This window comes from Limnobacter thiooxidans, from assembly GCF_036323495.1.
Lineage (GTDB): Bacteria > Pseudomonadota > Gammaproteobacteria > Burkholderiales > Burkholderiaceae_B > Limnobacter > Limnobacter thiooxidans.
Genome location: NZ_AP028947.1, coordinates 187225 through 210302, shown reverse-complemented (window position 1 = coordinate 210302; position 23078 = coordinate 187225). Strand labels below are relative to the sequence as shown.

Genomic DNA, 23078 nt, shown 5'->3' with positions numbered 1-23078 from the left:
TCCTATCTCTTTAATTTAGATGCTTCGATACTGCAACAAGGGATTCCGAACGGCTTAAGCGGAACCCACCACATAATTCACCAACAGCAGCAACCCGAAAACAAATCCGGCTGCCGCAAGCAAGCCCACGATGATCACGTGGACAGGATTCAGTTTCTGCATGTCTTCGGAATGGTTTGAGCCTTTCCGAACACCAAAAAACGACCAGAGTACTGCTGACAGGGTTTGCAGGAAAGTGGCTTTGCTCGCTTTGCGGGACGCTGCCTCTTTGATGTCTTCTGACATTATTCTGCAACCATGGCCGTGGCTCCAGCCACTTCAAAAAACGTATAACTCAGCGTGATGGTGTGTACGTCTTGTGGCAACTTGGGGTTGATCACAAACACCACCGGAAATTCTTTTGTTTCACCCGACTTGAAAGGTTGCTGCTTGAAGCAGAAGCATTCGAGCTTGGTAAAGTGTTCAGCCGCCTTGGTGGGCAAATAACTGGGTATTGCCTGGCCTGCCGTGTCGTTGGGCAGGTTGTTGTGCACCACGTAATTCACAGTCACCAATTCGCCTGGGTGAACCATCATGCGATTCGTTTCAGGCTTGAACTGGAATTTGCCGCGCTCATTCGCATCAAAAATCACTTCAATGCTTCGGCTTTTGTCCACCTGCGTATTCTTCACAATGTCGGCCGCATTCTTGGTCTGCGGGGTCAGGACATTGATACCGGTTATTTCGCAAATGGCTTTGTAAATGGGTACCAATGCATAACCAAATGCAAACATGGCCACCACAATCACCAAAAGACGCACCAGCATTTGCTTGTGCAAGCCCCCTGTTTTTCGACTACTTTGCTGTGCCATGCTGATGTGCCTCTACTGCAAATTCACTGCTTAGTTCACCAAACTCAAAATACTGGGCTCCATGACCTTGCGGATCAGGATGCCGAGAAAAAATACTGCCGCCACAGAGAGCAGAATCAAACCGGTGCGCTTGTTTTGCCGGGCTTTCTTTTCTTCTTCGGGCGTCAAAATAAATTCCTCACGGTACATCTTCGTTGGGTGAAAAAGCCTTGCCGCTGCAAAGCCTTTTTACGCAACGGGGGCCACCCGCTGGGGGCCCCGCGTTTGACTTTGGCGAATTACTTCACCAGTGGCGGTTCTTCAAAAGTATGGAATGGTGCGGGTGATGGCACTGTCCATTCCAGTCCTTCTGCACCTTCCCAAGGCTTGGCTGGAGCAGCTTCACCTTTCTGGAACATCCAGGCGCGAAGTACGCACCACAGGAAGATCAACTGTGACAGACCAAACCAGAAGGCACCGATGGTGGCAATGGCGTGGAAGTCAGTGAACTGTGTGGCGTAGTCGGCGTAACGACGTGGCATACCGGCCAGGCCCAGGAAGTGCATGGGGAAGAAAGTCACGTTGAAGCTGATCAAAGAAGACCAGAAGTGCAACTTGCCAAGCTTTTCGCTGTACATGCGGCCAGACCATTTTGGCAGCCAGTAGTAAGTACCGGCAAACAATGCAAACAGTGAACCAGCCACCAGCACGTAGTGGAAGTGAGCCACAACGTAGTAGGTGTCCTGCAACTGGATGTCAACTGGAGCCACGGCCAGGATCAGGCCAGTGAAGCCACCCATGGTGAACACGAAAATGAAGCCCACTGCGAACAGCATGGGGGTCTCGAACGTCATGGAACCACGCCACATGGTGGCCAGCCAGTTGAACACTTTCACGCCCGTGGGCACAGCGATCAACATGGTTGCGTACATGAAGAACAACTGGCCTGTTACTGGCATGCCGGTTGTAAACATGTGGTGCGCCCACACGATGAACGACAGGATCGCGATGGAACCGGTGGCGTACACCATGGAGCTGTAACCAAACAGTGTTTTACGGGCAAAGGTTGGAACGATGTGCGAGATGATGCCGAAGGCCGGCAAGATCATGATGTACACCTCGGGGTGACCGAAGAACCAGAAGATGTGCTGGTACATCACGGGGTCACCGCCGCCTGCGGCGTTGAAGAACGACGTGCCGAAATGGCGATCGGTCAACACCATGGTGATGGCGCCAGCCAAAACCGGCATTACGGCGATCAGCAGGTAAGCGGTAATCAACCAGGTCCATGCGAACATCGGCATTTTCATCATGGTCATGCCGGGAGCGCGCATATTCAGGATGGTCGTGATGATGTTGATGGAGCCCATGATCGATGAGGCACCCAGAATGTGCATCGCGAAAATGGCGGCATCCATGCCGGGGCCCATCTGAATGGACAACGGTGCATACAGCGTCCAGCCGGCAGCAGTTGCACCACCAGGCATGAAGAAGGATGCAGTCAGGATGATTGCCGCAGGCACCATCAGCCAGAAGCTGAAGTTGTTCATGCGGGCAAACGCCATGTCGGAACAGCCGATTTGCAACGGGATCATCCAGTTGGCGAAACCCACGAATGCCGGCATCACAGCACCAAACACCATGATCAAACCATGCATGGTGGTCAGCTGGTTGAAGAACTCAGGCTGAACCAGTTGCAAGCCAGGTGAGAACAGCTCGGCACGCAACATCAAGGCCAGCACGCCGCCTTCCAGCAGCATGACAAACGAGAAAATCAGGTACATCGTACCGATGTCTTTGTGGTTGGTCGCATACAACCAACGGCGCCAGCCGTGCGGGTGGTCGTGTGCGTGGTCATGATCATGGCCGTGGCCATGTCCATGGGCTAAATCTGCCGCGGTAGTGCTCATGTAAATCTCCTAAGCAATATTAACGTGCAGCCGTAACAGCACTTGGCTGAACAACCGGGTCTGTACCTGTACCAGCGTTGGCCCAGGCGTTTCTTGTGTATGTAATCACTGCGCCGATTTCAACGTCGGACAATTGCTTCCAGGCAGGCATGCCTGCGCCCTTGCCGTTCAGCAAAATGGCGATCTGGTCAGCTTGTGGACCAACTACTGATGGTGCACCAACCAATGCGGGGAAAGCACCAGGAATGCCAGCACCGGTGGCCTGGTGACAGGCTGCACAGTTGGCGTTGTAAACCTGTTCACCACGTGCAACCAGGTCTTCCTTGGTCCATTCCTTGGTGGGATCGTCCTGCTTGGACTTCATTTCGTCCAGCTTGGCTTGAACCCACTTGGAGTAGTTTTCTTCGGACATCACTTCAACAACGATGGGCATGTAAGCGTGGTCTTTACCACAAAGCTCAGCACACTGGCCGCGGTAGATGCCTTCCTTCTCAGCCTTGAACCAAGTGTCGCGCACGAAACCAGGGATCGCATCCTGTTTCACGCCGAAGGCGGGGATCATCCAGGCGTGAATCACGTCATTGGCCGTAGTCACCACGCGAACTTTCTTGTTCACTGGCACTACTACGTGGTTGTCCACTTCCATCAGGTAGTTTTCGCCGCGCGCAACAGCCTGACCTTGGTGGTCTTCAATCTGGTCACGAGGTGTAGCAAGTGTGGACAGGAATGAAATGCCTTCGCCTTCGCCAGCCAGGTATTCATAACCCCACTTCCACTGGTAACCGGTGGCCTTGATGGTCAGGTCGGCGTTGGACGTGTCTTTCATCGCTACCACTGTTTTGGTAGCGGGCAAGGCCATGCCGATCACGATGAGGAAAGGAATGATGGTCCATGCAATTTCAACTTTCACACTTTCGTGGAAAGAAGCGGACTTTGCACCCTTTGACTTTCGGTGAGCGTAGATCGAGTAGAACATCACACCGAACACGGCAACGAAAATGACCAGGCAGATCACCAGCATCAGCGTGTGCAAATCATAGATTTGCTTCGCAATTTCGGTAACCGGCTGGGCGAGGTTGTACTGCAAGGGTTGCCCAGAAACATTCTCGGCTAACGCAGCACCTCCGAAGGATGTCATCGCGACTGCAGCGGCCGTTGCCACTACGTTGCGAATACCCAAGGACGACTTCAACATGGCGATCCTCAATCTCAAAAAAAATCAAACTGGTGGAAGCAACGTGCCTAAACCGGACACGCCGCCCTTGCCAGCGCCGCCTTCAATTCGCGGTGCAACGCTGACTTGTCTTTCTCGGCAATAAATTTGCCTATTTTTACTTGTTGGCCCCTGTGACTGAACAGCAATGGCGCTTTATATTTTCCGTTGTAACTCAACTTGGCCCATTGGGGTGACCATTTGAGCTGGGTCAATTTGGTGCCGTCAGACATGACCAGCAAAAGCTGATCGCGCTGCAATTCGATCATTTCGTAGTCCGCTGCATGCCTTGCATAAACCACAAATGCCGTTCCCACCAACAACAACTCCAAGCCCGCAAACGGCAACACGATCCAGAAACCGGCGAGTAAAAACCCGGTGGCCACAATCAACGTAAGGGCACACAAACTTAAATACCATTGCAAAAGCTGTTTGGGGGTAAGCGAACAATTTCGCCGAAATACCCATTGACTGCTTTGCGGCACGTTGTCTGGTGCGACTACCTGACTTGAATTTCCTGGAATCATGCCCATTTACCTCTCAGAGAGCAGTCATTCAGACCCGACGCACTTCTTGGAGAGTGCATAAAAACCTTCGAATTATAGGCTTAAGGCCTTCTGGCAAGCAATATCGCAAATGCATTCCCTGCCTGTTTTCCGTTAAATAAGTTGAAAACAATGGGCTACATTTAAAAACGCCTGCTTTTCTAAACCTATTTTGACGCCTTTCGCCCCTTGATGTCCGATATTTTCACGCTTGTGACATCGATTTTTGGTTTCCGTTTTACTTTCCAGGCATGCCCATAGACCAATTCAAGCGTCAGGGGAATTCGCCCGCTCTCCGGAGACTTCAATGCCCTCAATGTTTGAATCGCTTGTTGGTATCGGCCAGTAGACACCAAGCCCTTGCCCCGCCCTGCCAGAAAATTGCCTGAAAAGGCACGCCAGTCCTGCAACAAAGCTTCTGGCGTACTGTAAGTCAAGGTCAATTTTTCCATTTCCATGACCGGGTCGGAAAAACCCTGCTTGCTCATCAGATCGCCAATGTCGTGCATGTCCGCAAAATCAGGAATGCTTTCACTCAGGCATTTGGCAAAGCCGTGCAATTCTTTGGCGGTATCCGGCCCAAAGCAGGTGAAGAACACCCCACCCTCGGGTTTCAACACCCGAAGCCAATCGGCCATTTGGTGGGCAGGATCTTCAAGTCCATGCAACCAAAGGGGCGACCAAACCATTGCCTGGCTTTCATCGGCAAGCGGGAGGTTGGCACCAAGCGGCAGTTCGCGGGCACTTGCGGCCTTTGCTACAGAAGCACGGCCCGGCCATAGTTTTGACAGGAAAGACTCAGCCGCCTTGTCCATCGGTGCTGCAGGCAATTCGATGGCGCTGGGCGCGAACACGGCAAGTTCACGCCCGCCGAACAAGGCTTTTACACTGGCCAGTGCAGCAGGGTGTAACCAACCTTGGTGCACTACGCCTCCCTCGACCGGGCGCATGATCTGGGCGCGGTTCACCATGCGCCTGTTGACCTCTTCAAGAATGAAAGGCAAGGGTGCCTGAACACGTTTTGCCCATTGACGGGACAGGGCGGCATTTGAGCGAGTGTATTTCCAGAACTGCGAGGACATTGTGGTCAAAGGTCTTTTAATGAAGCCGGTGTACGAAACATTGTATAGAACTTGCCGGCTTGTGAGCGACACCGCCATGCCCCGCCGCTGCGCATCCTGCCAGGGAGGTATTCAAGGCGGATTGCGGACAGGCGGATTGAACGACTTTCTGTGCCGGTCGTGCCTGTCGCTTTTACTGGAGATGCCCAAGGTGCGTTGCAAGCGGTGCGGCTTGATGCTGGGTCCAAGACCGCAGGCGTTTGGCTGGACACACTGCCGCCACTGCAGGCCTTTGCTTGCTACCAGGCCGGAAAACAAGCTTGATTGCGTGATTTGCTGTGATTACAGTGCCCCTTTCGACCAGTGGATCACCCGCCTGAAATACGGCAAGGCACATGGAATGGCTAAGTTTCTTGGACATTGGCTGGGTCTTAAAACACAAGAGACGACCCACTTGCTCCCCGACCTGCTGATTCCTGTGCCTTGCAGCAATACCAAATTGAAACAGCGGGGATATAATCAAGCCGCTTTGATTGCCAGACATGCTGGTCGGGTACTGAAACGCCCCGTTTACACAGACTGGCTGATTAAAACCAGTGAGGCAAGTGCACAGGCGGAGCTGGGCAGGGAGGCCCGCCTTCAGAACCTGCTTGGCGCGTTTCAGACCACACGCCCAATGCCTTCAAATACCAGGATTGGTTTGGTGGACGATGTGATAACCACAGGCGCCACACTTCAAAGTTGCGTGGCGGCGCTTGAAAAAGCAGGCGCCGATTCGATTGTACTTATGGCAGTTTGCAGGACCCCGGAATGATTCACGTCGTGTTGGTTGAACCAGAGATTCCGCCCAATACGGGCAACATTATTCGTTTGTGTGCCAACACGGGCGCACAACTGCACCTGATCGAACCTTTGGGCTTTCCGCTGGAAGACGCCAGAATGCGCCGTGCCGGGCTGGATTACCACGAGTTCGCCAACATGAAGGTGCATGCCAGTTGGCAAGCTTTTCTGGACACCTGCCAACCTGAACCGAGCCGTTGCTTTGCAATGACCACGAAAGGCACGCGATCACCCTTTGATGTGCAATTCAAGACCGGCGATTACCTGATGTTTGGCAGTGAAACGCGTGGGTTATCCGAAGATGTGCGCAACTGGTTTGCCAGCGAGAACTGGCTACGGCTGCCCATGCGGGCGGAGAGCAGGTCGCTGAACCTGTCCAATTCGGTGGCAGTTTCGGTGTATGAGGCATGGCGACAACTCGGATTTGCGGGCGGCAGCTGAACGGCCCGTTCGGTGCGAATTCCAATCGCCTGCCAGAGAGTTAAGCCCACTCGGCGCGAATTCCAATCATTCGCCTGAAAACCTGCTGATCCCTTTTTGAAACTCACCCTGACTCACCTTCCTCGGCAAAAGGGAAGGCCGAGGAAGGTGTCGACCAGAGGTCGAACGTTGCGGGTGAATTCAAACGGGCAGGTTTTCTTGAATGGCGACGCGATTGGAACCTCGCTGCCTTGCGGGCTTTACATTGCTGGTGATTGGTCGCGACCGCATGGCCACAACATCCACGGCCCGCATGAACAGACTGCATTTCAGCTTTGCCGGCAATGCACTTGCTTGTTGCGCACAGTCAAGAAAACCGCCCCGATTTGAACAAGGTTTGCATGCTCGCCCAAAGGGCGACACTCCAGCCCAGCCTTCTTTTTTGCTGGGCTGGGGTGAATGCAAACCTTTGTTCAAGAAGGGGCCAGCGGTTTTCTGTGCGCAATGGGCAAGGCATGCCGGTTAAGCCAAAAACAAAAAGCACTGTTCTGCGCTGGGCAACGTCAGTCCGCGTCTTCAGACCTGGCGCCCCGCGACAACAGTCGCATGACACCTTCACCGGGACTCAAGCCATCAAACAGCACCGAGTTGACAGCCGCTGTAATTGGCATGTCCACACCTAGCTTGCCCGCCAGTTCCTTGACCACCGGCGCGCATTTCACACCTTCTGCCACTTGGCCTAGTTCTTTCAGGATGGTGTCCAGCGATTTGCCTTGGGCCAGCATCAAGCCAACCCGGCGGTTTCGGGACAGGTCGCCTGTGCAGGTCAGGATAAGATCGCCAAACCCAGACAAGCCATTCAGCGTTTCTGCCTGAGCACCCAACGCAACAGCCAGCCGCTTGATTTCAGCCATGCCACGGGTAATCAGCGCTGCACGGGCATTCAAACCCAGCTGCATGCCATCGCAAATACCAGTGGCCACCGCCATGATGTTTTTAACCGCGCCACCGACTTCGGCACCGACGAGGTCATCGAGCTCGTACACGCGCAGGGCTGCGTGGTGTGCCGCGCGAACCATGGCCTGGCGCGTTGGCTCATCGGCCGATGCAGCGGTGAGGGCGCAAGGCAATCCACGCGCCACCTCAGCGGCAAACGAAGGGCCGGTCAGCGCCCCGCCATAAGGTTTGCACAACACGTCTTCCACAACCTGGTGGGGCATGAGCCCGGTTCCCACCTCGAAACCTTTGCACAACCACACCAAGGGAGGCCATTGCTCGACAGGTGCAATCTGTTGAAGCTGCTCAAGCGTTTGGCGCAATGCACCCATGGGCGTGCCCAACACCCAAAGGCTATCGGGCTGGCCAAGCGAGTGCTTTGCGGCAAGTGCAAAATCGGCTTGAACTTTCAGGGAGGGATTCAGCTTGATGCCGGCAAGGTAACGGGGATTCTCCCGCTGGCTGGCAATCGAAACAAGCACCGTGGGGTCGCGCCCCCACAACACCGTTTCATGTGCAAACGACATGTGGGCTGCCACTGCAGTACCCCACGCCCCAGCGCCAAAAACGGTGATGTGCATGCGCGCCACCGTTTTAAGCGGTTGTGATAATGCCGGAACCGTTTTGCTTGGCAGCCTGTTCCTGGGCTGCGGCCAAACGCTGCTGGTAGAACTGCTCGAAATTGATATCAGACAAATGCACGGGCGGGAAGCCAGTGCGGGTAATCAGATCGGCCACGTTGGCGCGCAGGTAGGGGTAAATCATGTTGGGGCAGAGAATACCCAGCAACGGGTCAAACTGTTCTTCAGGCACATTGGCAATTTCAAAAATACCGGCCTGCTTGCATTCCACCAAAAAAGCCACTTTGTCGTCAATTTTGGCGGTCACGGTCACGGTGACTTCTGATTCAAAAATATTTTCAGCCAGGCGCTGCGCGCCCACATCCACAGCCACTTCGATCTTGGGCGCGTTTTTCTCAAGGAAAATTTGCGGTGCATTGGGCAATTCAAGCGAGGCGTCCTTGATGTAAACGCGCTGCATTTGAAACACGGCTTCTGAATTCTGTTCGGCCATTTGCTGGCTCCTATCGAAATGATTGGTAATTATTGGAATTGGTTTGGTCTGAATTAGCCAGCCTGGTTCAACAATGGCAACAGTTTGCCAGCGCGGTCCAGGTCGTGCAGGTCGTCACAACCACCCACATGCGTGCTGCCAATATAGATTTGCGGCACGGTGCGGCGACCTGTTTCAGCCATCATTTTTTCTTTTTGGCTGGGGTCCAGATCAACCCGGATTTTCTCAATGTTCTGCACACCACGTTCATTCAACAAACGTTCTGCGCGCATGCAATAAGGGCATACGGCGCTGGTGTACATGCGGACAGGGGCCTGTTGACTGCTCATGATTACTCCTTGACTGCTGCTTTCGTGGCCTTCGGTTGCTTCGGTTTGGCTGGTACTTCTGAAGAGGCCTGCTGCGCCTTTTTGACGGGCATGCCCGCTTCCTTCCAGGCGTTTACGCCGCCATCGAGCACAAACACGTCGGTGTAACCTGCCGCTTTCAATACTGTGGCGGCCGCACCGGATCGCGCGCCCGTTTGGCAAAGCACGATCAAGGGGATTTCCTTGGTTTTGGCCAAGGTGCCGGCTTTGTCTTTCAAGTCCTTGATGGCAACCCGCTTGGCATTGGGCACAACACCAGTGTTGTTGACGAAATCATCGTCGCGAATGTCAACCAGAACCGCCTTGCGCTGGTTGATCATCAGGGTGGCCTGGGGCACGGTTACACGGGTTCCGCCACCTTTGGTCAGCATGGGCCAAAGCAACATGACGCCAGAACCAACGGCGAGTGCGATGAGCCAGCTGTTTTGAATCAGAAATTCCTGCGACATAAATCCTGCAATAAGTGGGTCTTGATGGGCTGACCATTATATCCCCTTGAATCGAGGCTAAAATGTCGCTTTGCCTAATTAGACAGCAACTTAAAGGCCACAAACATGTACAAACTCGTATTGATGCGTCACGGCGAGAGCCAATGGAACCTCGAAAACCGCTTCACCGGCTGGGCCGATGTGGACCTCACCGACAAAGGCCGTGAAGAAGCCCGCAAGGCCGGCGACCTCCTGAAAGCAGAGGGCTACCGGTTTGATGTGGCCTATACCTCGGTATTGAAGCGCGCCATTCGCACCCTGTGGATTGCCCTGGACCAGATGGATCAGATGTGGCTGCCCGTGGTGCATGCGTGGCGCCTGAACGAGCGCCATTATGGCGACCTGCAAGGCTTGAACAAGTCTGAAACAGCCGCCAAGTTTGGCGAAGAGCAGGTTCTGATTTGGCGCCGCGCTTACGCGATTGCGCCCAACCCTCTGAAAATTGACGACCCTCGTTTCGCGGGCAACGACCCCCGTTACGCCAAGTTGAAACCGGAAGAAATTCCATTGACCGAGTGCCTGAAAGACACCGTAGACCGGGTTATTCCACTTTGGAAAGAAGGCATTGCCCCCGCCATCAAGGCGGGTAAGCAAGTGTTGATCGCCGCCCACGGTAATTCCTTGCGGGCTTTGATCAAGTACCTGGACAACCTGAGTGAAGAGGACATTCTGAAAGTGAACATTCCAACCGCACGCCCACTGGTGTACGAACTGGATGAAAACCTCAAGCCAATTCGCCATTATTACCTGGGCGACCAGGCCGAGATTGAGGCAGCCATGGCTGCGGTGAAGAACCAGGGCAAGGCGAAGTAAGCCGGGTGACTATTTTTTCCTGTTTGATAGGTCAAACCGATAGCGCGTGGAGAATCTTTTTCCTCTGCGCCTGTCTGGTTACGCCCTCGCATGCCACGGCACAAAGCAACGTTCGGGACCCAGCGGGGGTCAAGCAGGAACGGGAAGAAGTGCGCCGCAAACTTGAAGCCTTGAAAAAGGAAATCAATGAAACCAGCGGCGAAAAAAAGCAGGCTGCCAAAGCCTTGGGTTTGCTCGAAAAAAGACTTGAAACAACCCAAACCCGATTAAGCCTGCTGGACAAGGACCGGGATGCCCTTGAGAAGGACATCAACAAGCTGAGCCAGGACGAAATTCAGCTACAAAAAGACCTGGCCAGCACCCAGATCAGGCTGGCGCAGGTCATTCGCAACCAATACCGCCGCGTGGAAGTGAACCCCACACAGGCCTGGCTGGCTGGCAAGTCGGCAAGCGAAGCAGCGCGGGAAAGTTATTGGTACGAACGCATTTCGGCAGCCGAACGCGAGCTGGCTTCACAGCAGGCTGCACAGGCGCGCGAACTCGAATCCATTCGCTTGGGGCTTGAGAAAAAGCAGGACCGCCTGGACAACACCATCGCCGAGCAAAATAAAAGTCAGCGCGAACTTGCGGCCCAGCGCGAGGAACGCAACCAGCTACTCGCGGATCTGAATTCCAAACTGAAAAACCAGGAACTGGAGCGCAAGCGGCTACAGCGGGACGATGCGCGGCTGGGCAACGTGATCACCGAACTAACTCGCGCCATTGAAGAAGCAAAACGCAAGCAGGCCTTGGCCGCTCAACAACAAAAACAGCAGGGTCAAGTCAGTTCAGGCGGCAAAGCGCCCGCGAAAAAGGAATATACAGCCCCGCCGCCGCCCATGCCCAGTTCGGGTGAGTTTGCCAAACTGAAAGGGCGTCTTGTGCTGCCTGCGCAGGGTACGGTAGCCGGGCAATTTGGGAAGACCCGCTCAAAGGACGGCCAAGGCCCTTCCTGGAAAGGCATTTTCATCGCAACCGAGGCGGGGCAAGCGGTTAGAGCTGTTTCGTCTGGCCGGGTGGTGTTTTCGGAATGGTTGCGCGGATTCGGTGAAATCGTGATTATTGACCACGGTGACCAGTTCCTGAGTGTGTACGGCAACAACGGTAAATTACTGAAAAGATCGGGAGATTCCGTGAAAGCGGGTGACACCATTGCCGAAACCGGCAACAGCAGTGGTAATCTTGATACTGGTTTATACTTTGAACTAAGGCATCAGGGGCAGCCCTTTGATCCTATTTCATGGACCCAAGGTCAGTAGGAATTATGCATCAGAAATTGCGTCAAATCAGTTTGGTATCCGTCGGCGTAGTGGCCGGTGTGTTGGTCAGCGTAGGTATCAGTGCAGTGGCCCAGCGCCAGCAGCCTGAAGCTCTGCCCTTGAGTGAGCTTCGGCAGTTCACCGAGGTGTTTGGCGCCATCAAGAATTTTTATGTCGAACCGGTTGGTGACGACAAGCTTTTCAACGGTGCCATCAGCGGCATGGTTGCCAACCTGGACCCTCATTCCAGCTACCTGGATGCCGAAGCATTCAAAGAGTTGCGTGTGGGCACTCAGGGCGAATTCGGTGGCTTGGGCATTGAAGTGGGTACCGAAGACGGTTTCGTCAAAGTGATTTCCCCAATTGAAGACACTCCAGCCGCCAAGGCGGGCGTGAAAGCGGGCGACCTGATTGTCAAGATTGACGACAAGCCCACTAAGGGCATGAGCCTGTCCGACGCAGTCAACCTGATGCGCGGCAAACCCAAGACTGAAATCCGCCTGACTTTGCTGCGCAAGGAAGTCGAGAAGCCGATTGAAGTCAAGATCATTCGCGATGTGATTCGCGTGCAAAGCGTGAAGTTCAAGATGCTGGAAGACAGCGTGGGCTACGTGCGCATTACCCAGTTTCAGGAACACACAGGCGAATACCTGGTGAAGGCCATCAATACCCTGCAAGCCAAAACACCGATGAAAGGTTTGGTGCTGGACCTGCGCAATGACCCGGGTGGTTTGTTGAACGCCGCAGTGGGCGTAAGTGCTGCCTTCCTGCCACAGAACACCCTGGTGGTTTCTACCGACGGCCGCACTGAAGACTCCCAGCGCAAGCTGGTAGCGGGTCCGGAAGACTACCTGCGTGGTCGCGAAAAGGATTACCTGAAGGACTTGAACACGATTGCCAAAACCGTGCCCATGGTGGTGGTGGTGAACGGTGGTTCGGCTTCGGCCTCCGAAATTGTGGCTGGTGCACTGCAAGACCACGGCCGCGCCAAGGTGTTGGGTACACAAACATTCGGCAAGGGATCAGTGCAAACCATTTTGCCGCTGAACAACAACACGGCAATCAAGTTGACTACGGCGCGTTATTACACGCCAAAAGGCCGCAGTATTCAGGCCAAGGGCATTGAACCCGATTACGTGGTGACTGAAACACCCGAGGGCGACATTGTTGAGCGGGTTCGTGAAGCGGATTTGACCCGCCACCTGAGCAATGACAAAGGTGAGGAAACACCAAGCGAGAAGAAGGCCGAAAGCAACAAGAACGCCGACCTGAAACCGGTTGTTTTTGGCGAAAAAGACGACTACCAGTTGCAGCAAGCCCTGAACTATCTGAAAGGCAAGCCCGTAGTACAAAACCGCAAGGCAGCACAAACCGCCAACGCGACCAAATAAACCCCAGCTTCAATGGAACTGCGGGACTTGAATGACGAGGAGTTACTTCGGTACTCCCGTCATATTCTTCTGGATGAAATCGGTATTGAAGGCCAGTCACGTATTGCCAGCGCAAAAGTACTGGTCGTCGGTGCTGGCGGGCTGGGATGCCCAAGTGCCCTTTACCTGGCCAGCGCGGGCGTGGGCACCATCTACATTGCTGACGATGACCAAGTCGATCTGACCAACCTTCAGCGACAGGTATTGCACACCACGGCACGTGTGGGACTACCCAAAGTGGAGTCTGCAAAAGCCCACCTCAATGAATTGAACCCCTGCAGCACAATAGTGCCGATAGCACACCGGCTTGAAGGTGAGGCACTTGAGCAACTGGTTGCACAGGTGGATCTGGTGCTGGATTGCTGCGACAACTTCAAGACCCGCCATGCGGTGAACCGCGCATGCGTCAAGTTTGGCAAACCATTGGTATCCGGTGCGGCCATTCGGCTGGATGGCCAGCTTGCAGTGTTTGAGCTGAACAACCCTGAGGCACCTTGCTATCACTGCCTGTTTCCGGAAGGTGATGATGTGTCAGAGGTGCGTTGCGCGACCATGGGTGTATTTGCACCGCTAACGGGTGTCATTGGTACGCTGCAGGCCAGCGAAGCACTGAAAATTCTGGCTGGCTTTGGAAAGCCTTTGTACAGCACCCTTCAAATTTACGATTCCCGCAATTGCGAATTCACGAAAATGAAAATTCGCAAAGATCCCGAATGCCCTGTCTGCAACGGGCATTAATTTAATTTCACGAAAGTGCCTCCAATTCACGGCCGGATGCGTTGTGTGTTTATCAGGCCTAAAAAAAGTCTGATCAACAACATCTAGAAATCTTTGGAGTAATGCAATGTCTTCTCGTATTCTTGCCGGTGCAGCAGCACTGGTCGCAGTTTCCGTATTGTCTGCATGTGGCACCATGAGCCAGGCCCCCGCCTTTGATCAAGCCAGTTTGCCTGACGCCGTGAAAGTACCCGCTGGCAACGTGGTCAGCATGGAAACTGTTGGTGTGGGCGAAATCACCTACGAATGCCGCGACAAAAAAGACGCCGCCGGCCAGACTGAGTGGGTGTTTGTTGGCCCCAAGGCCGTGTTGAATGATCGCAGCGGCAAGGCAGTGGGCACTTACTACGGCCCCCCCGCAACTTGGGAAGCCAACGATGGCTCCAAGTTCACTGGCACCCAAGTAGCCATTTCCCCAGCATCAGCGGGCAACATTCCCCTGCAACTGGTAAAAGCCAACCCAGCAACCGGCAATGGCGCGATGACTGACGTGACTTTCGTTCAGCGCGTAGCCACTGTAGGCGGCGTAGCACCCAAGTCCGAGTGCAGCACAGCCACCAAAGGCACCAAGGAAATCGTGAAGTACCAAGCTGACTACATTCTGTACAAAGCCGCCAAGTAATTGCGCGCCAGCCCGCAAAGGGCTCGGTTCATGTGGCCAGGTCTATTCTTGGTCACATGAACACACACCCATTAAAACTTTGCAGTCCGAATTGCTTCGAATTGCCGTATCCGGTGTTTGACCCGGCCCTTCAGGCCGATGGGTTTGAAACCCAAGCCAGGGAAAGTGATCCAGCTGGTTTGAATGCCGTGTCGCGCAGCTTGCTCAAGGTGACCCAGGGTGTCGTCTACCAACAGGGCCTTGCGACCCTTCAATTTGCTTTTCAGATTGGGCCACAAAATGCCCGCAGGCTTGGGCCGCCAGGCCTGATGCACCACCATGTCTTCAATCGCAATGACTGCGTGAAGATGCCGGTACAAACCCAGCTCTTTGCACAAGGCCACCGCATACGCACGCGGCGCATTGGTCAGCATGATTCGGACACCATTCAAACTGCGCAAGCGATGTGGCACACTGCCGTGGCGGGAACTCACAGTTTTGAGCTCTGGAAACACATGGGTATTCGCCAGGAAGTGGTGGGGGTCTGTTTGATGGTGCCGCATCATGCCCAACAAGGTGGCGCCGTAACGCAACCAGTACTGGGTGCGCAATTCGCTGGCCTTTTGGGTATCCAGTTCAAGGTGTGTTTCGAGATAACGGGTCATTTGCCGGTTAATCTCGGGCAGAATGTGAGAAGAAGCAAGGTGAAGCGTGTTGTCCAGGTCCAGCAGGTAGACTTTGCAAGACAAGCCCGCGTGGGGACGACGAATATAACGAATGCGCAAAACGAATGAACCTGAAGTTGAATTTTCATCCCGAATTTTGTCAGGACACCTTGTGCCATTCTGACACCGCATTGCGGTGCGGTCTAGACAACCGTTGCCCACCCGACTTGTTGCACAACCTGGGCAGACTTTCCGTACTGCTGGGTGATATTCGGCAGTCCCTGAAACTGCCCGCTGGTGCGTTGAAGATCAATAGCGGATTCAGGGCTGAGGCACTGAACGCCAAGGTGGGTGGTGTACCCCACTCGCAACATTGCCTGGGGCTGGCCGCTGATGTGGTTTGCCCGGAATTTGGTTGTGCGTATGAGTTGGCGGCCGCGATTGCGCAGTTACCCTGCGAGTTTGATCAACTGATTCTGGAGTTTGGAAAATGGGTGCATGTGTCGATTGCACCTTTGGACCAGATTCCCCGGCGGGAATGCCTGAGCATTTTCAGCAAAGACGAAGGTTATCTGGAAGGGATAGTGAAACGATGAACAACTTGATGAATAGGTCAATGAAACACAGGCTGCTGAAATTTGCAGCGTGCACCGGGTTCGCCATTGCCATGCTGCCTGGAGCCCATGCTGCCGACATGGCATGCAAGGGTATTGCGAAACACGTGATTGACACCGACTTGCAGTTTTCGCTGACCCACAGCCAGATCCCCGGTGAACTGGCTGTGAGCAAACACACCCTGCGGGTTGCCGGTACGCAATACAAGCTGGAATCGGTTTCACAGGCCAAGGGGTTTGTAGCCATGCTGTACTCAGGGCAACTGACTCAAAAAAGCGAAGGCTTGGTGGATGCGCAAACTGGGCTGGCCCCGCTTTACTACGCTGAGCAACGCGGCAAAAAACCTGTTGCCGAGACCATGTTGAACGCAGACACCCAGCAGGTGCTGTTCAAACGCAATGGCAATTCAGCGCCTTTCGAGAAAGGCTTACAAGACCGTATCAGCATGATTTATCAAATCTCGGCCCGACTGCGCTGCAATAGCGACCTGAAGGCTGGCGACACCCTGGCCATGCGGGTGATGAGCACCGGGCGAGTGGGCAATGAAGTGTTCACGGTGTTGAAGGCCGAGGACGTGACGTTGAACCTGGGCAAAGGCGATCGACGCGTGGATACGCTGTTGCTTGAAACAAAACCGGAAGAACAGGGCGATGAGATTGTACGTATCTGGTATTCAAAAGACCTGGCTTGGCAACCCGTCAAAATCGAGATCAAGGACAACGAGGGCAAAAGCCTGACGCAGACCCTGATTGGGCTTGGCAAACCGCAGCCCTGATCTCGAGATTGTAAAACTAGCCGTTGGCTGGCACCCTGCGCAGCAAATTGGGATCTGCTTCCAGTACAGGCAAATTGACCTGGTGACGCTGCCCGCTGCGGCGCATGACCGCGAAGGTGGGGCCTACTTCTTCAAGAAGCCAGCCATTGGCGACCTCATCGCCGACGCGCATGGACTGCGCTGGTTGCCCTTCAATCGACATCACAGCGGCGCCTTTTCCCTCACTGTTGGCAAACACGCCCACCAGGTTGACCGAAGGCGGGGTGAGGCCACCCGCGGTTTCAACACCCATCAAACGCGCTTCAGGTGACTGGTCGACCTGGTAATTGGCAGAAACTTGCGACGGCATTGCAGGCGCCACCACCGGCGAGGGGGCAAACAGCTTGATCAACACCCAAACGGTCAACCCCACTGCCAGCAACCACAACAAGGTGCCCAGCCCCTGCATTAGACGGGGAGAGAGACTGAAGTTGGAAAATCCGGATTTCAAGGCGAGTTTCATGTGATGAAGTTCAATATGACGTCGGAAAACATCATAACCCGCGACAAGCTCGCAGTTCAAAAAAAACCGGTCTATCCATCGGGATGACCGGCTTTTAAGCCATGCTTCAAGGGTTGTGGGCAAAGTAAATTGCCTACACGCACAGTATGAGCACCAGTGAATATTCAGCAAAGCCCCTGTTTAAGTGACACGCGGGTGGATTTTACCGATTCCCCAAAATGCGGGGGATACACACTCACGCCGTGCAAAGGCTCGAACGGGCTGCTGTCAAATTTTCACAAAATAGGTGTAACCTTCGTCAAGGATATTTCTGGATCTTTCTACGGTTGTTTATGAAAAAATCAAATTCGCGTCAAAACATTCAACGCAACAAAGGTTTTACCCTGATTGAAATCATGGTGGTGGTGGTGATTTTGGGAATTCTGGCCACACTGGTTGTGCCAAAAATCATGGGGCGCCCCGATGAAGCGCGTGTTGTCGCTGCCAAGCAGGACATCGCATCCGTGATGCAGGCACTAAACCTTTACAGGCTGGATAACAGCCGCTACCCAACCACCGATCAGGGGTTGCAGGCACTGGTTGAACGCCCCAGCACAGAACCGCAGCCACGCAATTACAAGCAGGGTGGTTATTTGTCTCGATTGCCGGTCGACCCGTGGGGCAACAACTACCAGTTTTTGAGCCCTGGCATCAATGGCGAAGTAGACGTGATGAGCCTGGGTGCAGACGGCAAGGCCGGTGGTGAGGGTGTAAATGCCGACATTGGTTCCTGGAGCCTCTAAACAGGGGTTCACCCTGCTGGAATTGCTGGTGGTGATCGTTGTACTGTCGATTGCCGCAGGACTGATCGTGGTCCGCGGCACGCCCGGCGATGCCAACTACCTGGAGTCGGATGCGAAAAAGCTCTCGCAGCTTTTGCGGATAGCGCAGCAGGAGTCGCTATTGAAATCAAAAGACATCCGCTTTCTGGCCAGTGACGAGGGTTACACATTCGAAGAATTCACGGGCAGCCGCTGGGTACCTGTCACGACAGAACCCTTGTTACGCCCAAGGTTGTGGGACCACGGCCCTTTCAAGATCACCTTGATCAATGAGGGGCTGGAGAACAAGTTTCTGACCCTTGAAAGCCAGGCGGGCTTGACGCGTCAGGCCATTGTTCTTCAACGCAATCAGGTGCAGGTAGTGCTGGAAAGCCAGGCCAGTGGAACATTCCGTGTAAGCCAGGCGCGAACGGTGACGAGCGGGACACAGCAAAACCTATGAGGCAGCAACGCGGTTTTACCTTGATCGAAGCCCTGGTTGCCATGACCATTGTTGCTGTCGCCTTGATTGCCTGCCTGAAAGCTGCGGGCAATTTGAATATTCAGCAAGACGACATGATCAAGCGCCAATACGCCCAATGGAGCGCCAAAAACACGGCAAATTTCATCCGTGTATCAGGTGTTTTTCCAAGCGCGCAGGCGGCGCAACACCTTTGTCCTCAGGGCAACTTCCGCTTTGTTTGCCGGGTGGACATTACCAATACACCCAACCCGAATTTTCGTCGGGTTGAAATCCAGGTTCGAGACGCCTTTGAAGGCGAAAAGGGCAACCAACTGGCGCGATTGGTGATTTTTTTAAGCAGCGCACCATGAACAGGCAAAGCGGATTCACCTTGCTGGAAGTCTTGATTGCCCTCGGGATTGTGGCAGTGATTTCGATACTTTCATGGCAAGGTCTGGAAGAAGTACTGCGTTCGGCGGGTCGTGTAACCCAGGTTGATGAGCAGATACAAACTACCACCGCCGTGTTTGCCCAGCTTGAAAAAGACATCGCCGCCCTTGAATTGGGGCTGGAAGCCCCCACCCCCGCCAGCGATCTGATTGAACTCACTGGCAGCGGTCTTCTGCTCCAGTTCACCCAACGCAACACCAGTGAGCCCGCCTACCGCGAACGCGTGGAATGGGTGCTGGATGGAACAAACCTGCTGCGTATTTCACGGCGCGAGTTGAACCCGGACCAACCGTCGGTCAGTGAACCGATCCCTGCCCGCGGCCTGCAAATCCGCTTTTTACGTGAACCCGGTGGCTGGACCAGCCCGCTGGCTTTTGGTACACCCGCCCCGCAGGAACGCAGTGACCTGGAACTGCAGGGCCCCGCCTTGCAATTGAATACGGGCGCTCCCTCAGGACCACCCCCGGGCGAAGCTGGGGAAATGCCCCAAGCACCACAACCTCCTGAATCGCCAGAATCACCTGAGGCCCCGGCGACCCCTGAAACGCCCGGAACGCCGGGAACGCGCCAGACACAGCCTGCAGCAAACCTGATTCGTGCGGTAGAGGTGAGCGTGACGCAAGCCAACAACCAGGCGGTGACCCGCGTGTTTCGCACTGGCGGGGTGTACTGATGAAACAATTGAAACACCACCGACCCAAAGCACAGGCTGGCGCAGCGGTGGTGATGGCCTTGTTCATCGTGGTGCTTTGCACGCTGGCGATCAGCCCTTTGATCTGGAATCTGTTTGCCACAGCGAAAACCATTTCGGTCGCAGCAGCAAGGGATCAAGCAGATGCAGTCAGCGTCAGCGGCGTGGACTGGGCACGGGTTATTTTGCGGGAGGACGCACGGGTGTCCACCACGGACACGCTGACCGAACCCTGGGCGGTGCCGCTGGCCGAAAGCCGGATCAACGAAGGGCTGATGCGCAAGGAAGAAAACGCCACGGAAACGGATGACCGCGAAGTGGTGCTGACCGGTCGAATCGAAGACGCGCAGGGTCGCTTCAATTTGCGCAATCTGGGTGCTGGCAATCCTCGTCAGCAGACCTGGCTGGCAGGGTTCTCGAAGTTGTGCGATTTGCTGAGCATACCCACCGAACAGCGCAACCTGCTGGTGCAAACTTTGGGCAGCATGTTCATGCCAATATTGGCCAACCCGGAAGAGCAGGGCACCACGCCAGATGAAGTCCCCATTTTACCGGCCCTGCGCTGGGGAGAGTTTCGCGGCAAATACGGCATAGCAGAGGAAACCTGGAACCAGTTGCGACCCTACGTAGTGATTTTGCCCCGGACCAGTGCGGTGAATGCCAACACTGCATCTGCGGAAGTGCTCTATGCGGTAGTACAAGACATGAGCTTTGCAGATGCCCAACGTGTGATTGCACAGAGGGAACGCGTGACATTCCGCGATTTGGCTGATATTCGTGCTGTTCTGAACCCGAATATCACCATAAACAATGATTTAATAACTGTGAACAGCAATTACTTTCTGGTGGAAGGCACGGCACAGGTTGAGGAGGCGTTGATCCGCACACGAGCCTTGCTCGAGCGGCGCGATCAGCGTGTGTATGTGATGTGGAGACAATAATTGAATAACAACCAACCCCTGTTGGTGATTTGGTGGCCCAAGGCGCTGGATCAAGCCCGCGCAGAGGAAGAAGGCCGAGTCATTCGGGTGCGCTATGAAGTGCAAAGCCGCAGTGGCGACAAGCAGCATGGCGGCGAAGAAGCGCTGAACCGGCTGCCAAAGGACCTGCCTTGCCTGGTGTTGCTCAAGCCCACCGAGGTCGGGCTGTTTGCCGTGGTGCCACCCAAGCTTTCAGGCAACAAGTTGAAGGAAGCATTGCCCTTTCTGGTTGAACCCTATTTGCTCAATGAGCCCGAAGAAAACCATGTGAGCCTTTGGTCCGGTTTGCCCGACCATGCAGGTGGTGCAAAACTGGCTGCGGTTCTGGGGAAAACAAGGGCACGCAGTGTTGTTACTGTCTGTAACCAACACGGATTGAAACTGGCGGCACTGAGCTGCGAAACCCTTCGTGAACGAACTGGCCATGAAGGAGCAGCCTGGATAAGCGGGCAGGACTTCATCGTGGTGGACGGTATCGACACGCCTTTGTTGACCCCGACAGAACAGCCCGCTGTACTGAAGGTGATGCTTCAGCGCAGATTGCAACAGGTGGGCGCCCCGACCATTCAAGCCAGTGCCGCGGACTATGGCTGGCTGGGCCAACAGGTAGACGGCGCGCTCGGCGACAACAGGATCCAGGCTGCGACCCGCGCGCCCATCGAACCCTTGCCCCGCCTCTTGAACAAAAGCCTGCTTGGTGCTGACGAGCTTCGCAAAATGGGCATGCGCCCCATGGTCAACCAGCTGGGTGCGCGCAAACTGATTGCGCCTGCACTGACACTGCTGGTTGTAGCGGTGTTGGGGCTGAATGCTTTGGCCTTCAAGGCACAACGCGCCAACGCAGCCATTGAAGCGCAAATTGCAGAAACCTACGCGCAGGCGCTGCCCAACACCCCCATGGTGGCCGACCCGCTGTTGTTGATCGAACGCGAAAAGCGCAGCCTGAATGCAGGGCTGGACACCAGCAGCGCACAGGGCGTAAGTGCCTTGTTGCACGAAGTTGGCCAGGCCATGGACCTGGCACCCTTTAACAGCATGGTTGACTTTGCCTGGGCGGACAACACCCTGAGTGTGCGCTTCAATGCCAACGTGACGGAAGACCAACAAGGCGCTGCCCTGCAAAAGCTGAAAGCCCGACGCCTGGAAGCGAAATGGTTGATCGGTGCGAAATCGAATTTGCCAGTGCTGCAAGTAGAAAAAGGGCCGGCCCAATGAAACACACTGAATTGCTGACGCAGATACAAACCCGTCTGGACCAGTTGAACACTCGCGAAAGAAAACTGGTTACTTGGGGTGGTACCGTGGCCTTGGCGTTGATTGGATGGTTCGTGCTGCTCGAACCTGCAATCGTGACCATTCAACAAGCACCCGCAAACCAGGCTGCGCTGGTTGACAAGGCAGGGCAAGTGATGCGTGCTGCACAGGACCTGGAAGCCCTTCGCGGCGCGCGTTCGCGGGTTGTGGTACCTGAAAGCGATTTGCAGGTCCGTTTGCAGCAGTTGCTTGAAGAACAGGGAATTGCAGAACAGACCAACCTGGTGCGCACAGAGGAAGGCGACATCCGCATCGAGTTCAAGCAGGTCTCTGCCAGCGGATTTCTGGCTTGGCTGTCACGGGCGGAAGCCATATCCAGCCTTCAGTTGCATTTGGCAGAGGTGGAAAAAGTGGAAGCTGGCGTGTTGAGTGGCTATGTGAACCTTCTGCCAGGCACTTCGGGAAATATGGGCAAATCATCGCCATGAAAAACCTGCGCTGGTTGTGGCCTTTTGCACTGTGCGCGGTGGTGGTACTGATCTGGAATTACCCGGCGTATGCCCTGAGCGGTCGCATTGAAGCAGCCAGTGGCGGAAAAGTCAGGGTGTTGAGCAGCAATGGTTCAGTGTGGTCGGGGCAGATGCAGTTGGGTTTGGCTGATGGCACCCAAATCTACGCCATTCCCGAGGCCTTGAATTGGCAATTGAAACTAGGACAACAGGGCAGTTGGGTTGCCCTTGAAGTTGAACATCCAAAATTGGCACTTCCGCTGCATCTGGGATTCAATGCGGCAGGTATTAATGTGGGTGGCGGAGAACTTCGCTTGCCCGCGTCCTGGCTGACAGCACTGGGAGCGCCGTTCAATACCATTCGACCCGAGGGCTTGTTGCAGTTAAGCTGGGCACAGTGGCAAAGTGACGCAGCCATGCAGGCGACACTTAAGTGGCTTGACGCACAGTCCGCCTTGGCCAGTATTCGCCCTTTGGGGGAATATGTCATCACAGTGACTGGCACACCGGGTACAAAGACAGAGATGACATTGACCACGACCAAGGGCCCGCTGATGCTGGAAGGAAGTGGGCAGTGGACGAAGGGACAGCGGTTTGCGTTCAATGGCTACGCCAGCGCACAGGAACGCAGCAAAGAGGCATTGACAGGGCTATTGAGCCAGATGGGACGACTTGAGGGTGATCGCTATCGCCTGGGTGTATTTTGATGA

31 protein-coding genes are annotated in these 23078 nt (G+C 54.7%); 18 read left to right on the top strand and 13 right to left on the bottom strand.

What is annotated here, in order from left to right:
• Positions 1-54 precede the first annotated feature (54 nt).
• The 7 genes from RGQ30_RS00960 to RGQ30_RS00930 form a co-directional block, all read right to left on the bottom strand.
• Positions 55-285, bottom strand: coding sequence for a DUF2970 domain-containing protein (locus tag RGQ30_RS00960; protein WP_130557071.1), 231 nt, complete (start codon positions 283-285; stop codon positions 55-57).
• A complete protein-coding gene (locus RGQ30_RS00955; protein ID WP_130557072.1) occupies positions 285-851 on the bottom strand; it encodes a cytochrome c oxidase assembly protein in 567 nt (188 codons plus the stop codon). The genes RGQ30_RS00960 and RGQ30_RS00955 overlap by 1 nt, the downstream gene beginning before the upstream one ends.
• A gap of 30 nt (positions 852-881) precedes the next feature.
• A complete protein-coding gene (locus tag RGQ30_RS00950; RefSeq protein ID WP_338284620.1) occupies positions 882-1019 on the bottom strand; it encodes a cytochrome oxidase small assembly protein in 138 nt (45 codons plus the stop codon).
• Between the two features lie 110 nt (positions 1020-1129).
• On the bottom strand, positions 1130-2740 hold the full coding sequence (ctaD, locus tag RGQ30_RS00945) for a cytochrome c oxidase subunit I (protein ID WP_130557073.1): 1611 nt from the start codon (positions 2738-2740) through the stop codon (positions 1130-1132).
• Between the two features lie 19 nt (positions 2741-2759).
• The gene (gene coxB / locus RGQ30_RS00940) at positions 2760-3878 is read right to left on the bottom strand and encodes a cytochrome c oxidase subunit II (protein WP_338284892.1); all 1119 of its coding nucleotides are present in this window, start codon (positions 3876-3878) and stop codon (positions 2760-2762) included.
• 104 nt (positions 3879-3982) lie between these two features.
• Positions 3983-4486 (bottom strand): DUF2244 domain-containing protein, encoded by a 504-nt coding sequence (locus tag RGQ30_RS00935; protein WP_130557075.1) that lies wholly within the window; start codon positions 4484-4486, stop codon positions 3983-3985.
• A 179-nt stretch (positions 4487-4665) separates the two neighbouring features.
• Entirely contained in the window at positions 4666-5580 is a 915-nt protein-coding gene (locus RGQ30_RS00930) for a methyltransferase domain-containing protein (protein WP_338284618.1), read from the bottom strand.
• A gap of 379 nt (positions 5581-5959) precedes the next feature.
• On the opposite strand from RGQ30_RS00930, the gene RGQ30_RS00925 reads away from it, so the two are divergent.
• From RGQ30_RS00925 to RGQ30_RS00915, 3 genes are all read left to right on the top strand, one after another.
• Positions 5960-6373 carry a ComF family protein gene (locus RGQ30_RS00925; protein WP_130557077.1) on the top strand — a complete coding sequence of 138 codons (414 nt, stop codon included), beginning with the start codon at positions 5960-5962 and terminating at the stop codon, positions 6371-6373.
• On the top strand, positions 6370-6840 hold the full coding sequence (trmL, locus tag RGQ30_RS00920; protein ID WP_130557078.1) for a tRNA (uridine(34)/cytosine(34)/5-carboxymethylaminomethyluridine(34)-2'-O)-methyltransferase TrmL: 471 nt from the start codon (positions 6370-6372) through the stop codon (positions 6838-6840). The genes RGQ30_RS00925 and trmL overlap by 4 nt, the downstream gene beginning before the upstream one ends.
• A 202-nt stretch (positions 6841-7042) precedes the next feature.
• The gene (locus tag RGQ30_RS00915) at positions 7043-7345 is read left to right on the top strand and encodes a hypothetical protein (protein WP_130557079.1); all 303 of its coding nucleotides are present in this window, start codon (positions 7043-7045) and stop codon (positions 7343-7345) included.
• Between the two features lie 37 nt (positions 7346-7382).
• Here RGQ30_RS00915 and RGQ30_RS00910 read toward each other — a convergent pair whose 3' ends face one another.
• From RGQ30_RS00910 to RGQ30_RS00895, 4 genes are read right to left on the bottom strand one after another with little or no spacing between them, the layout of a single operon-like run.
• Positions 7383-8396: an NAD(P)H-dependent glycerol-3-phosphate dehydrogenase gene (locus RGQ30_RS00910; protein ID WP_130557080.1), complete on the bottom strand. Its 1014-nt coding sequence runs from the start codon at positions 8394-8396 to the stop codon at positions 7383-7385.
• 13 nt (positions 8397-8409) lie between these two features.
• On the bottom strand, positions 8410-8889 hold the full coding sequence (gene secB, locus RGQ30_RS00905) for a protein-export chaperone SecB (protein ID WP_130557081.1): 480 nt from the start codon (positions 8887-8889) through the stop codon (positions 8410-8412).
• Between the two features lie 53 nt (positions 8890-8942).
• Positions 8943-9218: a glutaredoxin 3 gene (grxC, locus tag RGQ30_RS00900; protein ID WP_130557082.1), complete on the bottom strand. Its 276-nt coding sequence runs from the start codon at positions 9216-9218 to the stop codon at positions 8943-8945.
• A gap of 2 nt (positions 9219-9220) precedes the next feature.
• Positions 9221-9706, bottom strand: coding sequence for a rhodanese-like domain-containing protein (locus RGQ30_RS00895; RefSeq protein WP_130557083.1), 486 nt, complete (start codon positions 9704-9706; stop codon positions 9221-9223).
• Positions 9707-9811: 105 nt separating this feature from the next.
• Here RGQ30_RS00895 and gpmA point away from each other — a divergent pair, with 105 nt between their 5' ends.
• The 5 genes from gpmA (at position 9812) to RGQ30_RS00870 (ending at position 14685) form a co-directional block, all read left to right on the top strand.
• Positions 9812-10558, top strand: a complete 747-nt coding sequence (gene gpmA / locus RGQ30_RS00890) for a 2,3-diphosphoglycerate-dependent phosphoglycerate mutase (RefSeq protein WP_130557084.1) — start codon at positions 9812-9814, stop codon at positions 10556-10558.
• A 5-nt stretch (positions 10559-10563) separates the two neighbouring features.
• Positions 10564-11856, top strand: a complete 1293-nt coding sequence (locus RGQ30_RS00885) for a peptidoglycan DD-metalloendopeptidase family protein (protein ID WP_130557085.1) — start codon at positions 10564-10566, stop codon at positions 11854-11856.
• A 2-nt stretch (positions 11857-11858) separates the two neighbouring features.
• Positions 11859-13247: a S41 family peptidase gene (locus tag RGQ30_RS00880; RefSeq protein WP_420915185.1), complete on the top strand. Its 1389-nt coding sequence runs from the start codon at positions 11859-11861 to the stop codon at positions 13245-13247.
• Positions 13248-13274: 27 nt separating this feature from the next.
• Positions 13275-14024 carry a molybdopterin-synthase adenylyltransferase MoeB gene (locus RGQ30_RS00875; protein ID WP_130557998.1) on the top strand — a complete coding sequence of 250 codons (750 nt, stop codon included), beginning with the start codon at positions 13275-13277 and terminating at the stop codon, positions 14022-14024.
• Positions 14025-14130: 106 nt separating this feature from the next.
• The gene (locus RGQ30_RS00870) at positions 14131-14685 is read left to right on the top strand and encodes a DUF3455 domain-containing protein (protein ID WP_130557087.1); all 555 of its coding nucleotides are present in this window, start codon (positions 14131-14133) and stop codon (positions 14683-14685) included.
• A gap of 71 nt (positions 14686-14756) precedes the next feature.
• Here the strand turns inward: RGQ30_RS00870 and RGQ30_RS00865 are convergent, their stop codons facing one another.
• Complete coding sequence (locus RGQ30_RS00865; protein WP_130557088.1) at positions 14757-15449, bottom strand: HAD family hydrolase; 693 nt, start codon at positions 15447-15449, stop codon at positions 14757-14759.
• Positions 15450-15454: 5 nt separating this feature from the next.
• Between RGQ30_RS00865 and RGQ30_RS00860 the strand changes: the two genes are divergently transcribed.
• Positions 15455-15925: a D-Ala-D-Ala carboxypeptidase family metallohydrolase gene (locus RGQ30_RS00860; RefSeq protein WP_130557089.1), complete on the top strand. Its 471-nt coding sequence runs from the start codon at positions 15455-15457 to the stop codon at positions 15923-15925.
• A 20-nt stretch (positions 15926-15945) separates the two neighbouring features.
• Complete coding sequence (locus RGQ30_RS00855) at positions 15946-16719, top strand: DUF3108 domain-containing protein (protein ID WP_298218506.1); 774 nt, start codon at positions 15946-15948, stop codon at positions 16717-16719.
• A gap of 16 nt (positions 16720-16735) precedes the next feature.
• Here the strand turns inward: RGQ30_RS00855 and RGQ30_RS00850 are convergent, their stop codons facing one another.
• The gene (locus RGQ30_RS00850) at positions 16736-17221 is read right to left on the bottom strand and encodes a type II secretion system protein N (RefSeq protein WP_130557091.1); all 486 of its coding nucleotides are present in this window, start codon (positions 17219-17221) and stop codon (positions 16736-16738) included.
• A 332-nt stretch (positions 17222-17553) separates the two neighbouring features.
• Between RGQ30_RS00850 and gspG the strand changes: the two genes are divergently transcribed.
• Genes gspG through gspN form a run of 8 tightly spaced genes read left to right on the top strand, consistent with a single transcriptional unit; the run spans position 17554 to position 23075 of the window.
• Positions 17554-18003: a type II secretion system major pseudopilin GspG gene (gspG, locus tag RGQ30_RS00845; RefSeq protein ID WP_130557092.1), complete on the top strand. Its 450-nt coding sequence runs from the start codon at positions 17554-17556 to the stop codon at positions 18001-18003.
• Positions 17975-18484, top strand: a complete 510-nt coding sequence (locus RGQ30_RS00840; protein ID WP_130557093.1) for a prepilin-type N-terminal cleavage/methylation domain-containing protein — start codon at positions 17975-17977, stop codon at positions 18482-18484. Before gspG ends, RGQ30_RS00840 begins: the two co-directional genes overlap by 29 nt.
• Entirely contained in the window at positions 18481-18855 is a 375-nt protein-coding gene (gene gspI, locus RGQ30_RS00835) for a type II secretion system minor pseudopilin GspI (protein WP_130557094.1), read from the top strand. Before RGQ30_RS00840 ends, gspI begins: the two co-directional genes overlap by 4 nt.
• A complete protein-coding gene (locus RGQ30_RS00830; RefSeq protein WP_130557095.1) occupies positions 18852-19607 on the top strand; it encodes a PulJ/GspJ family protein in 756 nt (251 codons plus the stop codon). Before gspI ends, RGQ30_RS00830 begins: the two co-directional genes overlap by 4 nt.
• Complete coding sequence (gspK, locus tag RGQ30_RS00825) at positions 19607-20566, top strand: type II secretion system minor pseudopilin GspK (RefSeq protein ID WP_130557096.1); 960 nt, start codon at positions 19607-19609, stop codon at positions 20564-20566. The genes RGQ30_RS00830 and gspK overlap by 1 nt, the downstream gene beginning before the upstream one ends.
• Positions 20567-21820, top strand: coding sequence for a type II secretion system protein GspL (gene gspL, locus RGQ30_RS00820; protein ID WP_130557097.1), 1254 nt, complete (start codon positions 20567-20569; stop codon positions 21818-21820).
• The gene (gspM, locus tag RGQ30_RS00815) at positions 21817-22347 is read left to right on the top strand and encodes a type II secretion system protein GspM (protein WP_298218493.1); all 531 of its coding nucleotides are present in this window, start codon (positions 21817-21819) and stop codon (positions 22345-22347) included. Before gspL ends, gspM begins: the two co-directional genes overlap by 4 nt.
• Entirely contained in the window at positions 22344-23075 is a 732-nt protein-coding gene (gene gspN / locus RGQ30_RS00810) for a type II secretion system protein N (RefSeq protein WP_130557099.1), read from the top strand. The genes gspM and gspN overlap by 4 nt, the downstream gene beginning before the upstream one ends.
• Positions 23076-23078 lie beyond the last annotated feature (3 nt).

What these genes read in the sequence shown, in the direction of transcription:
- RGQ30_RS00960 (WP_130557071.1), bottom strand. Translation starts at nt 285, where the DNA reads ATGTCAGAAGACATCAAAGAGGCAGCGTCCCGCAAAGCGAGCAAAGCC.
- RGQ30_RS00955 (WP_130557072.1), bottom strand. Translation starts at nt 851, where the DNA reads ATGGCACAGCAAAGTAGTCGAAAAACAGGGGGCTTGCACAAGCAAATG.
- ctaD (WP_130557073.1), bottom strand. Translation starts at nt 2,740, where the DNA reads ATGAGCACTACCGCGGCAGATTTAGCCCATGGACATGGCCACGGCCAT.
- coxB (WP_338284892.1), bottom strand. Translation starts at nt 3,878, where the DNA reads ATGACATCCTTCGGAGGTGCTGCGTTAGCCGAGAATGTTTCTGGGCAA.
- RGQ30_RS00935 (WP_130557075.1), bottom strand. Translation starts at nt 4,486, where the DNA reads ATGGGCATGATTCCAGGAAATTCAAGTCAGGTAGTCGCACCAGACAAC.
- RGQ30_RS00930 (WP_338284618.1), bottom strand. Translation starts at nt 5,580, where the DNA reads ATGTCCTCGCAGTTCTGGAAATACACTCGCTCAAATGCCGCCCTGTCC.
- RGQ30_RS00925 (WP_130557077.1), top strand. Translation starts at nt 5,960, where the DNA reads ATGGCTAAGTTTCTTGGACATTGGCTGGGTCTTAAAACACAAGAGACG.
- trmL (WP_130557078.1), top strand. Translation starts at nt 6,370, where the DNA reads ATGATTCACGTCGTGTTGGTTGAACCAGAGATTCCGCCCAATACGGGC.
- RGQ30_RS00915 (WP_130557079.1), top strand. Translation starts at nt 7,043, where the DNA reads ATGGCGACGCGATTGGAACCTCGCTGCCTTGCGGGCTTTACATTGCTG.
- RGQ30_RS00910 (WP_130557080.1), bottom strand. Translation starts at nt 8,396, where the DNA reads ATGCACATCACCGTTTTTGGCGCTGGGGCGTGGGGTACTGCAGTGGCA.
- secB (WP_130557081.1), bottom strand. Translation starts at nt 8,889, where the DNA reads ATGGCCGAACAGAATTCAGAAGCCGTGTTTCAAATGCAGCGCGTTTAC.
- grxC (WP_130557082.1), bottom strand. Translation starts at nt 9,218, where the DNA reads ATGAGCAGTCAACAGGCCCCTGTCCGCATGTACACCAGCGCCGTATGC.
- RGQ30_RS00895 (WP_130557083.1), bottom strand. Translation starts at nt 9,706, where the DNA reads ATGTCGCAGGAATTTCTGATTCAAAACAGCTGGCTCATCGCACTCGCC.
- gpmA (WP_130557084.1), top strand. Translation starts at nt 9,812, where the DNA reads ATGTACAAACTCGTATTGATGCGTCACGGCGAGAGCCAATGGAACCTC.
- RGQ30_RS00870 (WP_130557087.1), top strand. Translation starts at nt 14,131, where the DNA reads ATGTCTTCTCGTATTCTTGCCGGTGCAGCAGCACTGGTCGCAGTTTCC.
- RGQ30_RS00860 (WP_130557089.1), top strand. Translation starts at nt 15,455, where the DNA reads ATGAACCTGAAGTTGAATTTTCATCCCGAATTTTGTCAGGACACCTTG.
- RGQ30_RS00855 (WP_298218506.1), top strand. Translation starts at nt 15,946, where the DNA reads ATGAAACACAGGCTGCTGAAATTTGCAGCGTGCACCGGGTTCGCCATT.
- RGQ30_RS00850 (WP_130557091.1), bottom strand. Translation starts at nt 17,221, where the DNA reads ATGAAACTCGCCTTGAAATCCGGATTTTCCAACTTCAGTCTCTCTCCC.
- gspG (WP_130557092.1), top strand. Translation starts at nt 17,554, where the DNA reads ATGAAAAAATCAAATTCGCGTCAAAACATTCAACGCAACAAAGGTTTT.
- RGQ30_RS00840 (WP_130557093.1), top strand. Translation starts at nt 17,975, where the DNA reads ATGCCGACATTGGTTCCTGGAGCCTCTAAACAGGGGTTCACCCTGCTG.
- gspI (WP_130557094.1), top strand. Translation starts at nt 18,481, where the DNA reads ATGAGGCAGCAACGCGGTTTTACCTTGATCGAAGCCCTGGTTGCCATG.
- RGQ30_RS00830 (WP_130557095.1), top strand. Translation starts at nt 18,852, where the DNA reads ATGAACAGGCAAAGCGGATTCACCTTGCTGGAAGTCTTGATTGCCCTC.
- gspK (WP_130557096.1), top strand. Translation starts at nt 19,607, where the DNA reads ATGAAACAATTGAAACACCACCGACCCAAAGCACAGGCTGGCGCAGCG.
- gspM (WP_298218493.1), top strand. Translation starts at nt 21,817, where the DNA reads ATGAAACACACTGAATTGCTGACGCAGATACAAACCCGTCTGGACCAG.
- gspN (WP_130557099.1), top strand. Translation starts at nt 22,344, where the DNA reads ATGAAAAACCTGCGCTGGTTGTGGCCTTTTGCACTGTGCGCGGTGGTG.